This window comes from Colwellia sp. (assembly GCF_013214175.1).
GTDB lineage: Bacteria > Pseudomonadota > Gammaproteobacteria > Enterobacterales > Alteromonadaceae > Colwellia.
The window spans coordinates 515975-528338 of the sequence record NZ_JABSPA010000002.1 but is presented as its reverse complement, the minus strand read 5'-3'; the positions used below and the strand labels follow the sequence as shown (position 1 = coordinate 528338).

The 12364-nt window shown below is 39.6% G+C and carries 8 protein-coding genes and 1 tRNA gene; 8 read left to right on the top strand and 1 reads right to left on the bottom strand.

All coding sequences use genetic code 11. The annotated features are described in order from the left end of the window. Positions 1-158: 158 nt before the first annotated feature. The 6 genes from HRT55_RS05335 to HRT55_RS05310 all read left to right on the top strand — a co-directional run bounded on the left by HRT55_RS05335 (position 159) and on the right by HRT55_RS05310 (position 9191). Positions 159-1553, top strand: coding sequence for a TolC family protein (locus tag HRT55_RS05335; protein ID WP_291619441.1), 1395 nt, complete (start codon positions 159-161; stop codon positions 1551-1553). Positions 1554-1555: 2 nt separating this feature from the next. Next, positions 1556-2938 (top strand): efflux RND transporter periplasmic adaptor subunit, encoded by a 1383-nt coding sequence (locus HRT55_RS05330; RefSeq protein ID WP_291619440.1) that lies wholly within the window; start codon positions 1556-1558, stop codon positions 2936-2938. After that, complete coding sequence (locus HRT55_RS05325; RefSeq protein WP_291619439.1) at positions 2938-6063, top strand: efflux RND transporter permease subunit; 3126 nt, start codon at positions 2938-2940, stop codon at positions 6061-6063. The genes HRT55_RS05330 and HRT55_RS05325 overlap by 1 nt, the downstream gene beginning before the upstream one ends. Positions 6064-6751: 688 nt before the next feature. Continuing rightward, a tRNA-His gene (locus HRT55_RS05320) sits at positions 6752-6827 on the top strand. Between the two features lie 538 nt (positions 6828-7365). Beyond that, the gene (locus tag HRT55_RS05315) at positions 7366-7494 is read left to right on the top strand and encodes a hypothetical protein (protein WP_291619438.1); all 129 of its coding nucleotides are present in this window, start codon (positions 7366-7368) and stop codon (positions 7492-7494) included. 32 nt (positions 7495-7526) lie between these two features. Then, positions 7527-9191, top strand: a complete 1665-nt coding sequence (locus HRT55_RS05310; RefSeq protein ID WP_291619436.1) for an ATP-binding protein — start codon at positions 7527-7529, stop codon at positions 9189-9191. Between the two features lie 211 nt (positions 9192-9402). On the opposite strand, the gene HRT55_RS05305 is transcribed toward HRT55_RS05310, so the two are convergent. Further along, entirely contained in the window at positions 9403-10323 is a 921-nt protein-coding gene (locus tag HRT55_RS05305) for a LysR family transcriptional regulator (protein WP_291619435.1), read from the bottom strand. 174 nt (positions 10324-10497) lie between these two features. On the opposite strand from HRT55_RS05305, the gene HRT55_RS05300 reads away from it, so the two are divergent. Both HRT55_RS05300 and HRT55_RS05295 read left to right on the top strand, forming a co-directional pair. Beyond that, positions 10498-11217: an SDR family oxidoreductase gene (locus HRT55_RS05300; RefSeq protein WP_291619434.1), complete on the top strand. Its 720-nt coding sequence runs from the start codon at positions 10498-10500 to the stop codon at positions 11215-11217. Between the two features lie 347 nt (positions 11218-11564). Beyond that, the gene (locus tag HRT55_RS05295) at positions 11565-12092 is read left to right on the top strand and encodes a porin family protein (RefSeq protein ID WP_291619433.1); all 528 of its coding nucleotides are present in this window, start codon (positions 11565-11567) and stop codon (positions 12090-12092) included. The last annotated feature ends 272 nt before the right edge of the window (positions 12093-12364 follow it).

Here is a 12364-nt window from a genome sequence, read left to right as displayed (position 1 = left end):
AATATGACTCCACCTAGGCGAGTCACACATTAACACCAATAAGTTACAAAGCCATACATGTAAGGCTCTCTGTAAACTTATGTAAAAGCTGTATCCCCTGAAAGTAACTTTGATTACACTTGTATTAGATAATTTATTTAAACTGAGTTACTCGCGTTATGACAAGTCGATTCCGACAACTACTGCCACTGCTTACAAGCTTGTTTTTACTGGCTTGTAGCAATACTTCCGAAGTAGATAAAAAGCTAACAAACCCAAGCCTTCCCGATAACTGGCAAGAAAGTAAACAAGCCCTGAGCGTTGAGAATAACTGGCTATCGCAACTTGATAACCCTCAAGTTCAGCAATTAGTGATTAAAGCCTTGGCCGCTAACCACCAGTTTGCTATACAAGCTTACGATCTAGAAATTGCCGAGCAACAACTGATCGTTTCTGGCAGTCAACTTTGGCCTGAGCTTGATTTGTCTTTTCGTAGTGGTCGCAGTAAAGACAACCAAAGTGATAGCTATGCTAATAGCAACTCAGTTAATTTGAATTTAAGTTACGAGCTTGATATTTGGGGCAAGTTATCTGCAGCTGATCAGATCAGTAACTATAACTACCTGGCACAAAAAGCCACTTTTGAGCAGTACAAACAACAGTTAGTGGTCAATGTAGTTACTACTTGGTTTCAGGTCATTGAAGCAGATAAGCTGCTAAAGCTTTATCAAAATAGAGTTGAAAATTCTCGACAAAATCTCACCATTATTGAAGCAGGATATAATTCTGGTTTAACCGCAGCCCTAGATGTTTATTTAACCCGTAACGACTTGAACAATGAATTAACACGAGTATCTGAGCAAGCCACGATAAAAACCAAATTAATTAGACAGCTTGAGCGTCTCATTGGCGAATACCCTAAAGGAGAGTTATTAGTAAACGCTAACTTACCCTTACTAACTAATGATATTCCACTTGGCTTACCGTCAGAATTAATTAGCCGAAAACCCGAATTAAAAGCCAGTTGGTATCAACTGCTGTCACAAGATGCTGGTTTGGCCTATGCCCATAAACAACGCTTTCCAAGCATAGTTTTATCTGGCTCTATTGGTGACTCTACCGCTGACATTGGCGATTTACTCTCTGGCTCTTCCCTTGTCTGGTCATTACTAGGTAGTATCAGCGCGCCAATTTTTAATGCCGGCCGCCTGCAAGCCAATGAAGAAAAAGCCCGTATTGAACTTAAGCAAGGTGAGCAGCTATACCTAGATACTTTATATCAAGCTTTTAGTGATGTTGAAAACGCCATCACCACAGAAAAGAGTTTAAAGCACAGTTATTACACCATGTTGGCCGCACAGGATAATGCAAAAATAGCGTCAACATTATCTTTTGAGCAATATCAAAGTGGCTTGGTCAGCTATACCACAGTACTTGATGCGCAAAAGCGCTCGTTCGAAGCACAAACTACCTTGATAAAAATCAAAAACCAACTCATTGTCAATCGAATCAATTTACATCTTTCTTTGGGTGGCGACTTCAGCACACCGTCACTTGAAAACAAGGCCGAATAACCATGTCTAACACTCAGAATTTCAAAAAAATATTATTGCCTGTCGTTATCATAATCGCCACCATAACGTTAATAATGGTTATATTTAAAAACCCACCGACCAGTAATAGAGCTCAACCTTCAAAAGCCGCACAAATGACGGTAGCTACCACCACACTGACTCCGCAAAGCTATCAAGTGATGGTGCAAAGTTTTGGTACCGTGAGACCTAGAACGCAAAGTGTGCTTTTCGCGCAAGTTTCAGGACAAATTAATTACGTCAGCAAACAATTTAGAGCCGGTGGCTTTTTTGAGCAAGGCGATATTCTCATGCAACTCGATGACAGAGATTACCGCGCCGAAGTTAAAATAGCGCAAGCTAGCTTAATGTCAGCCAAACAGAGTTTGCAAGAAGAAGGCGCACGGGTAAAACAAGCACAAGCGGATTGGCAGAGATTAGGTAAGGGTAAAGCACCAAACGCACTCGTTTTACGTCAACCACAGTTTGCCGCCGCCAAAGCGCAAGTACTCTCTGCAGAAGCACAGCTTGATAAAGTGGAGCTTTCCCTAGAACGTACCAAGATAATCGCACCTTATGCCGGCCGCATATTAAAGAAAAATGTTGATATTGGTCAGGTTATTTCCAGCAATACCCAGTTAGCCGATATCTTTGCCGTTGATTATGTCGAAATTCGTCTACCAATAAAAAATAAAGATTTACCACTAATGAAGTTGCCGGAAGAATATCGCAATGCGCATGAGCAATCTGAGGCACATAGTGGCGAGGCTAAGCACTCAATGATCAGTAATGTGGTTATTTCATCCGATTTAATGGGTGAGCAAGTGTGGCAAGGCAAGATTGTGCGCACCGAAAGTGCTATCGATGAAATGTCGCAACAACTTTATGTCGTTGCGCAAATTATTCGTCCTTACGATGGTGAATATAACCAAGGCGCACAAATTAAAATGGGCCAATATGTCACCGCACAAATTACCGGCCGTGAAGTTGAAAACGCTTTAGTGATTCCCAGCAGCACAATATACCAAGGCAGCTATGTTTATATCGTTAAAGGCGACCTACTAATGCGTAAAGAGATTGAATTAGGCTGGCAAAATGGCACTGAAGCTATTGTCATTCAAGGCTTAACCGCCGGTGATGAATTAGTATTAACTTCCTTAGGACAAGTAAGCTCTGGCACGCCAGTCGAAATTTCAGGAAAATCGCCGGAAAAGACTGTCCCTAAGCGAAAGATGTCAAAAGAACGTCTTGCCAAGTTAGAAAAAATTGCCGCTGAAAAAGGTACCACAGTTGCAGCATTAATTGCCGAGCGCAAAGCAAAATGCATCCAAAAAGCTAAAGCATCTCAAGCAACACAGCCAAGCCAATCCGCTAAGGTGAATCACTAATGATTGCTTGGTTTGCACGAAATCATGTGGCAGCAAACTTACTATTAATTACCATATTAATAGCAGGTTTATTTAGTTTAACTAACCGTATTCCACTAGAAGTATTCCCATCTTTCGCCACCGATCGCATTAACGTGAATGTGTCATTGCGTGGCGCAACACCCGAAGATGTTGAAAAAAGTATTTCTATTCGCATTGAGGAAGCAGTGCAAGACTTAGAAGGGGTCAAGCAAATTGCTAGCAAGTCATCTGAAGGATCTTCTTCGGTCAACATTGAAGTAGAGTCAGGCTATGATCCGCGCGAAATGCTCGCTGATATAAAAAGTCGAATTGACGAAATAAATACCTTTCCTGCCGAGGCAGAAAAACCGGTAGTGTCTTTAGCTACACGTAAACGTGAAGTGATTGCCGTTACTATTGCCAGCATTTATAGCGAAAAAGAGACCCGTGAATTCGCCGAGAAAGTCAGAGATGATTTATTAAAAATCCCGGCAATCACCCAAGTTGAGCTCAGCGGTGTTCGTGACTACGAAATATCCATTGAAGTGCCACAAGACAAATTTCGCCAATATGGTTTGACCATAGCGCAAATATCCTCAGCAATAGCCGACTCAAGCACAGATATTTCTGCCGGTAATTTAAAAACCAAAGGTGGTGATATTTTATTACGCTCAAAAGGCCAAGCCTATCGCAAAGACGAGTTTGAAAGAATAGCCATTAAAACCAACATTGATGGTTCTATCATTCGCCTAAGTGACATCGCCATCATTAAAGATGACTTTGAAGAAACGCCAGTGCGTACACGTTTTAACGGTAAACAAGCGGCCTTTATCGATGTTTATCGTATTGGCCAACAAAGTGCCATTGAAGTTGCCGATGCGGTGCGAACTTATATTAACGACCAGCAAAGTTCATTGCCGGTCGGCGTTGAATTAAGTTTTTGGGATGATGACTCTCAGATAGTTAAAAACCGTATTTCTACCCTGACCACCAGTGCCTTGCAAGGGGGTATTTTAGTACTTGCCTTATTAAGTCTATTTCTTAGACCTTCCATTGCCTTTTGGGTATTCCTTGGTATTCCCATCTCTTTTATGGGCGCTTTTATCATGATGCCTTTTTTTGGTGTTACCTTAAATATCATGAGCTTATTTGCCTTTATCTTGGTTTTGGGCATTGTTGTTGATGATGCCATAGTCACCGGGGAGAATATTTACACCCACTTAAAAACGTCTGAATCCGGTGAAATGGCCGCCATTCGTGGCACCCAAGAAGTCGCCACGCCAGTGACTTTTGGTATTTTAACCACAGTAGCCGCCTTTCTGCCGCTGGCGTTTATTGAAGGTAACCGCGGCGCGTTATTTGCGCAAATTCCCGTTATCGTTATTCCGGTACTTATTTTCTCCTTAATTGAGTCAAAATTCGTTTTACCCTCTCATTTGAAAAACTTAAAACTGCGCTCGGAAAAAGATAAGCAATCTAAATTCAGTCGCATGCAACAAGGCTTTGCCGACGGTTTCGAACGCTCGATTATCCGTTTTTATCAGCCTTTACTAAAACGAGCCATTGATAACAAAGCTACCACCTTAGTTGGCTTTACTGCGGTATTCTTGGTTATTCTTGCGCTAATCATCAGTGGTTGGACAAAGTTTGTTTTCTTCCCGCGTATACCGAGTGAAACCGTACGAGCAACACTAACCTTGCCTGCAGGCACACCTTTTGAAGTAACCAATAAATATATTATTAAAATGGCCGAAAAAGCCGAGCTGCTAAAAGCGAAGTACATTGAGCCATCAACCAACGAAAGTGTCATTATTAATATCTTAGCCACTACGGGTGGCCGCGGCGGTGTATCAAATAAAGGCAGTGTTCGTTTTGAAATTACTCCGCCAGAATCGCGAGAACTGTCGGTTACTTCACGTGAATTAGTCCGTGAATGGCGTAATTTAATTGGCCCTATTCCCGGCGCTGAAAGTATTACTTTTAGAGCGGAGATTGGTCGTTCATCAGACCCTATTCATGTGCAGTTTAAAGCAAGCTCATTAGAGACCTTAAAAGAAGTCACCGATAAAGTGAAAATTCGCTTAGCCACCTACCCGACCGTATTCGACATTGCTGATAGTTTATCGAACGGTAAGGAAGAGCTGCAAATTGAATTAACCGAGCAAGGTAGAGCGCTAGGATTAACGCGTACCAGTATTTCCAATCAAGTACGTCGTTCTTTCTTCGGCTCACAAGTGCAACGTATTCAACGTGGTAGAGATGATGTCCGCGTGATGGTGCGACTGCCATTAGATGAGCGCCGTACTATGGCTGATTTAGAAAATATTCTTGTTATCACGCCTTCAGGTGGCTCAGTACCATTATCCCATGTTGCTAAGCTTATCCCCGGAAAAAGCCCATCGACCATTTCAAGAATCGACCGCTACCGCACCGCCAATGTCAGTGCCGATGTGGAAAAATCGAATACTAATATGACAGTGTTGCAAGCCGACTTAAAAGACTATTTAGATGAGTTGATGGTGCAATATCCAGGGGTTAGTCACTCACTAGAAGGTGAAGCCAAAGAACAAAGAGAATCGTTTGGCTCGCTCGGTTGGTCATTGTTATTTGTCTTTTTTATTATTTATGCGCTATTGGCCATTCCTTTTAAATCTTATTTACAGCCCATCATTGTCATGAGCATTATTCCTTTTGGCATGATAGGCGCGGTAATTGGTCACTGGATCATGGGCATGGAATTAACCATCATGAGCTTATTAGGCATGTTGGCGTTAATTGGCGTGGTGGTAAATGACTCACTGGTACTGGTTGATTTTATCAATAAAAAACGCAGTGAAGGTGGTGAATTAATGGAAGCAGTGTTAACGGCTGGGGCAGCTCGCTTTAGACCGGTAATGTTAACCAGTTTAACCACCTTTATTGGCTTAATGCCCTTGCTGTTTGAACAATCGACTCAAGCCCAGTTTTTGATTCCAATGGCGGTATCATTAGGTTTTGGTATTTTATTTGCCACCTTTATTACCTTAATATTAGTGCCGGTAAATTACCTAATTGTTGAGCGGATAATAGCCGCGTTTGCCCATAAGGAAGTCGACAAACAAGCCAGTGATAAGCAATTCGCCTAGTAGCCGAAAATGACTCTATAATTAGCAGTGGTAAGTTCTAATATTATTATCTCTCAACAAAGCAACTACTCTAATTATTAGCCAGTTGAACAAGTTGACCAACTGGTCTATTATTTAGGGTAATTGGTCAATATCTTTAGTCACCCCGGTTGATTAAAGGCAAGTTTAGCCCCATATTGAACTTATAGATAAAATATTAGGAGGTTTGTAGATGAAGTTAAAAAAGAAGAAAATGATGGTCCGAAAAAACAAAAACAATTTAAAAGTTAAGGCATTACGCTCTCTTAAACGACGTAATATCGCTCACTTCTATAAATTAGACGATTAAGTCACTCGTTAATTCGCAGATTCAGTACAAGTAAATTAAGCACCCTTACCAGTTTTGCTGTCAAGGACCTTATAAAATCGGTTTATTGTCGCATCACTGAGCTTTCCCCCCCAAAATAAAATCGCTCACTATTAGATGCTTTTGGGTTACTCATGCCTACCTTTGTTAAATTCTATGATGTTAGCTGTAGATTAATCACACAAAGACAGTAAAACAAAAAGAATTATCTATAAATACCATCAAAAGCAAAGATTTTACTTGTCATGCTAGTCATAAATGCACTACAATCGCCGCGCTGTTAAAGAGCAGCACTCATATTTAAAGTTATTAGCATTAACTATGTATCAGTACACCTCAGTGGTGGCTATAGCTCAGTTGGTAGAGCCCCGGATTGTGATTCCGGTTGTCGAGGGTTCAAGTCCCTTTAGCCACCCCATTTTTTTCTTCCTTTTTAAAACTTATACCCCAAACAATCACGGGTGATTCCATTTTCGCTTTACCGTGGATTGAAGCTCCTTTAGACAGCCCATTTTTTATTAGTCTCGTAAAAATTTAGAACTAGAAAGAACCCCCAGTGATTCCATAATTCATTTCCATAGATTCAACTTCCTTTAGCCAGCCAACCTTTTTTTATACTCCTTGAAAAATCCTCAGTAATCCATCCAGTCAAAAAACGTACTACTTTTAGCTACTGTTAATTTAACTCAATTGTTCATACTCCAGCTCTCAGTACTGCTAATAACGAGCAATCTAACTCGCATTTTGCAAAATGAAAAGCACTCTTCCACACTGTTCGCTATATGCAAATCCATAGATTAAAAATATCGAGTAAATAACTATGCACATCATAAAATTAAGCCCCGTTAGTTAAACTGGTACGTCACTTGCAATATTCTGTTGGCTGTTACTACCAATTCTCGTAGAGACTAAAATCGGCGGAGAAAATGAAGCCATAAAAAAGGTTTTAGCTCTGTATGCAAGTGCATAAAACAGCAGTTGAGCTAATCGGCATGGGCAGTATTATCAGTCTTCTTCGAGGCATTACTATGGTTAACAAAGGTGATAAAATAGCCTTATCAGATAAAGCGACATCGATATTTTAGGGACTCAGACACTAACTTTAGCCATGCTATTTATGGTTGCGAGTATTGTGATGACTTACGTCTATGTCTTAGAAATATCGGATAATTCTGCTGATGAGGATTCAATATCAGGAGCTCAGCGATACCTAGAAGCCTTAACATCCTTTCGAACTCTATATACCTCAGAAGTAATCAATACCATCACCGACGCCGAAGGTGATGCTTTAACCATAACCCACAATTATAAAAACATTAAAAACGCTATTCCTCTGCTGGCTACATTAAGTATGGCGCTAGGCGATGAAATTGGAAAATTCCAATCAGGCGCTAAAACAGCTTTATATAGTCCATTTCCTTTTCCATGGCGCAAACAAGAAAGTAAAAAAATATTTTCGGGCCCTTTCGCTGAAGAGGCATGGGCGAGTTTGTTGCAAGAACCACATACCCCCTATTATCGCTTTGAAGTAATCAATGATAACAAATATATTCGCTATGCTGTTGCTGATTTAATGCGTCCTAGCTGCATTGACTGTCACAATAACCATCCAGATACACCTAAGAGTGATTGGCAGGTAGGTGATGTGCGCGGTATTATCGAAGTTTTATTACCTGTCAGTATCGCCAAGGATAAACAACAGTCATCGTTACAAAAAACCTTTATTGTATTATCTAGCTTCCTCTTAGTTATATTCTGTATTTTATGCTTATTTATCGCTCGTATAAAACAAAGTGAGCAACGCCTTACACGATCTAATACCCAACTAGTTAAACAAGGAAACATTTTAACAATAGCTAACATTGAGGTTGAAGCTGCGCGAATAAAGCTAAGTAATTACGCAACTGAATTAGAGGAAAAAGTAGATTTACGCACCAAACAACTACAAGAACATCAGCAGCAATTAATACAGTCAGAAAAATTTTCCTCATTAGGGGTGTTGGCCGCAGGAGTTGCCCATGAAATTAATAACCCGACCGCTTTTGTAAAAAGCAATATGCAAGTATTGACTGAATATATGACTAGCATACAACTTATTATGCAAAAATATAACGCATTAGAAGAGCATATAGTTAAATCAAATAATATAGGGTTAATTAAAACCTTAGAAAGGGTACAACAACTAAAATCGACTCATAACCTCGATTATATATTGTCTGATGTGAATTCACTTTTACTCGATTCAAGTAGCGGTTTGGATAGGATAATAACAATAGTACAAGATTTAAAAAGAGTTTCTTATGTCGGTAGTAACGAATTGACTAAAGTGGATTTAAACTCAGATGTCATTGAATCTGCTTTGCACTTAGTAAGGAACGAGTTGAAATTTAAGTGTAGCTTGACAACTTCTTTTTCAAAACTACCTTTGTATGCATGTCGCCCCAATGAATTAGGTCAAGTTATTATAAATTTATTAATGAATGCTGGCGATGCAATTACCGACAAGGGTATGGATATGGGTATGGTTAATATTACCAGTGAAGTTAACAAGGCAAACATAATAATTTCTATAACCGACAACGGTACTGGTATCGCAGACGAAAACATAACAAAAATATTCGACCCATTCTTTACTACCAAAGGCCTAGGTATAGGCACTGGATTAGGATTATCTATTTCTAATGGCATAATTAAAAAACACGGAGGAACTTTATCGGTTAGCTCTCATTCAGGGCAAGGCAGCACTTTCACTATAACATTACCATTAACGCTCTCCATATAAGTCTACTTTGCGAGTCATACAGGCATAGACTGATAAAATAACTATTATTACTTGAGTTGATTTGCATCGATATCACTGAAAGTATTCTGTGGCCTCAACTAGTGTTTGATTGATTCCTTTGCTTCGTTTCCTTGGGTTTAAGCCCCTTTAGTCACGCCAACTGTTTAAGTTTATTCCCCTAAAAATTCAAACCACTAACTTATATACAAACTCAGCTTGTTTGACTATATCGAGCAATGTTATTTCGAACAAAGTCAATGAAGGCTTTTAATCGTGCCGGCTGATATTTATCTTGTACATAAACCAGATAAAAAGGTGACTTAGGAATAGTCCAGTCACTGAAAACTGGCAGGAGTGTGCCATTGGCGATTTCTTTATGACAATAAAAATAGGGTAAACGTACTATGCCATTACCCGCTAAGGCGCTGCTTATCATGGCACGACCATTCTTACACTTGAACGAGCCTCCGACGCTAACATCAATCTTTTTACTAGCTGTTTTAACATGGATAAAAGACCAGTTATTTAATGAACCTGTAATGCACTGATGCTGCTTTAGCTCTTTTGGATGTGATAATTGACCATTGTTTTGTAAATAACCTGGACTAGCTAAGGTACATATTGAGATATCCATTAACTTTTGTGCAATCAAGTTTGAGTCTTCAAGCTGCCCCATACGAAAGACAATATCAAACTCACCAGCAATCAAGTCAACTCGTCGACTACTAAAATCAAGATTAACCTTAACGTCAGGGTATTGCTGAATAAAATCACTCACTAAAGGCGCAATTATATCTTCGCCGATATAACCGCCCACACAGTTAATGTTAATGAAGCCTTTCACAGTATCAGCGTCATTTATCGCTTGCTCAATAGCATAATCAATACCATCAAACGAGCGGCTACATTGTTCAAAGAAAAGTTTTCCCTGTTCTGTTAAACGCTGTGTACGCGTGGTTCGTATGATCAGTTTCACCGCAAGCGCAGATTCTAACTGCGATAATTGCTTAGACAAATGTGAGCGTGAACATAAAAGCTGCTCAGCCGCAGCAGTAAAGCTACCTGCTTTAACAATTAAGACAAAAGCACGGATATCAGCAATATTCATATCGACATTCATAACGACATTCATAACGACTCAAATTCAGTTTATTGGTAATAGCACTATATTATCAAAACTATCATTAGATCGCAGATGTAAACAATGATGTAACCGATACACCATATATCAACAATTACTTATTGCATAGAATAGCTACATCACAAATAAGCAGTATTAAACATTAGCCAAATAAGTAGAGACATTATGAAAAAATTAGTTGTTATCACTGGTGCGAGTTCAGGTATCGGCCAAGCAGTTGCCAAACATTTTAGCGATCAGGGCCACCCATTATTATTGATTGCCCGTAGGGTAGAGAACTTAGTAGCGCTAGAGTTACCAAATACATTATGTGAGCAAGTTGATGTAACCAATAAAGCCACATTTGATGCTGCGGTTGCTAAAGCCGAAGCATTTTATGGTCCAACAGATTGTCTGATAAATAATGCTGGCGTTATGTTATTAGGACAAGTTGATAGTCAAGATGCCAATGAGTGGAAAAACATGTTTGATGTCAATGTCATTGGTTTATTAAATGGTATGCAGTCTGTTTTGTCGCCGATGAAAGCGCGTAACACTGGCACAATTATTAATATAAGCTCTATTGCTGGCAGAAAAACCTTCGCTAACCATGCCGCATACACAGGCACTAAATTTGCTGTACATGCAATTTCAGAAAATGTTCGCGAAGAAGTCGCTGATAGCAATGTCCGTGTTATTACCATCGCCCCTGGCGCGGTAGAAACCGAGTTGTTGTCTCATACAACCAGCGATGAAATCAAAGAAGGTTATCAATCATGGAAAGAAAGCATGGGCGGCGCTATACAGGCAGAAGATATCGCTAATACAATCATGTTCGCTTACAGCCAACCACAAAATGTTTGTATTAGAGAAATTGTCATCGCAGCAACCAGACAGCAAGCTTAATAATACCTGATTGCCATCAACAAATAATTATTGGACTTGCACTAATAGTGGTTAAATTCTATTTAGCCACTCTTATATTTATAGTCCACCTGCCACAACCCTTTCCTAATGCAACTAAGAACTCGGTAACATCCTAAATCAGTTCAAGCTACTCAAGGCTTTATTTGATTCCTTTTAGATAAGCTATTATCATCGGGAGTTATTGGACCAGAGCTTTTCATATCCTTATGACTAATGAAAAATAATAAAAACAAAAATAAGACTCACCAATAACGTTACTGGCCTTGCCAGGCTTAGCGATAACAACACTAACAAAAATAATTTTAGTTATTTAAAAGGAATACAACATGAAATCTCTTAAGAACATAGCTTTAAAAGCAGTACTAGCCGCTACTCTGGCACTTTCAGCGACACAAGCAAGCGCTGACGGTTTCTATATTGGCGCAGGTATTTATAGTCCAGAAGTTGAATATGCAGCAGTAAGTGACAGTGACACTACGCCGGCATTCTTTCTAGGTTACCAGTTTATTGATACCAGCATTTTTATGTTTTCAGCGGAAGTTGGTTATTATGACTTAGGTAGTGTTAGCAGTAACGGCGCTAAAATCGAGTCTGACGCATTAACGTTAGCTGCAGTAGCCTATTTACCTATCGGCCCAATCTTTGAAGTGTATGCCAAAGCGGGTGTTGCACAAACCAATGTTGATTACTCTTTTGAAAGTATCAAAGAAGATTTTGGTGGTACAGACGGTTTTTTTGGCATAGGTGCATCACTTGATATTCTTGATACTGTTGATATCTATGTTGAGTACTTGAACTTTGATACCGAAGTTAAATCAGAGTCTGTTGGTGTTGGTATTCGTTTCGACTTCTAGACTTATTTTTAGCTAGGTGTTTAGTTAGATCTTTAAGCAGAACTCATACCTGTAAAATACGAAATTCAAGTGGCCAATATATCTCGGCCACTTTTCCCTCTCTATCCCTTATTCTTCACACCTGTAACACAAACCTCATTAAGAGATACTCACCCATAGTTGCCTTGCCCTAACATCAGCAAACAAGCCATAAAATCATTAACTAATCGTTATCTTTTCCAGCACTGATAATATTTATGCTGTTTTAATAAGCGTTTCTCTATAGCTATCTC

Excerpts from the sequence above, each read along its gene's own strand:
- HRT55_RS05315 (WP_291619438.1), top strand. The coding sequence starts at position 7,366 with ATGCAAGTGCATAAAACAGCAGTTGAGCTAATCGGCATGGGCAGTATT.
- HRT55_RS05335 (WP_291619441.1), top strand. The coding sequence starts at position 159 with ATGACAAGTCGATTCCGACAACTACTGCCACTGCTTACAAGCTTGTTT.
- HRT55_RS05305 (WP_291619435.1), bottom strand. The coding sequence starts at position 10,323 with ATGAATGTCGTTATGAATGTCGATATGAATATTGCTGATATCCGTGCT.
- HRT55_RS05300 (WP_291619434.1), top strand. The coding sequence starts at position 10,498 with ATGAAAAAATTAGTTGTTATCACTGGTGCGAGTTCAGGTATCGGCCAA.
- HRT55_RS05330 (WP_291619440.1), top strand. The coding sequence starts at position 1,556 with ATGTCTAACACTCAGAATTTCAAAAAAATATTATTGCCTGTCGTTATC.
- HRT55_RS05295 (WP_291619433.1), top strand. The coding sequence starts at position 11,565 with ATGAAATCTCTTAAGAACATAGCTTTAAAAGCAGTACTAGCCGCTACT.
- HRT55_RS05310 (WP_291619436.1), top strand. The coding sequence starts at position 7,527 with ATGGTTGCGAGTATTGTGATGACTTACGTCTATGTCTTAGAAATATCG.
- HRT55_RS05325 (WP_291619439.1), top strand. The coding sequence starts at position 2,938 with ATGATTGCTTGGTTTGCACGAAATCATGTGGCAGCAAACTTACTATTA.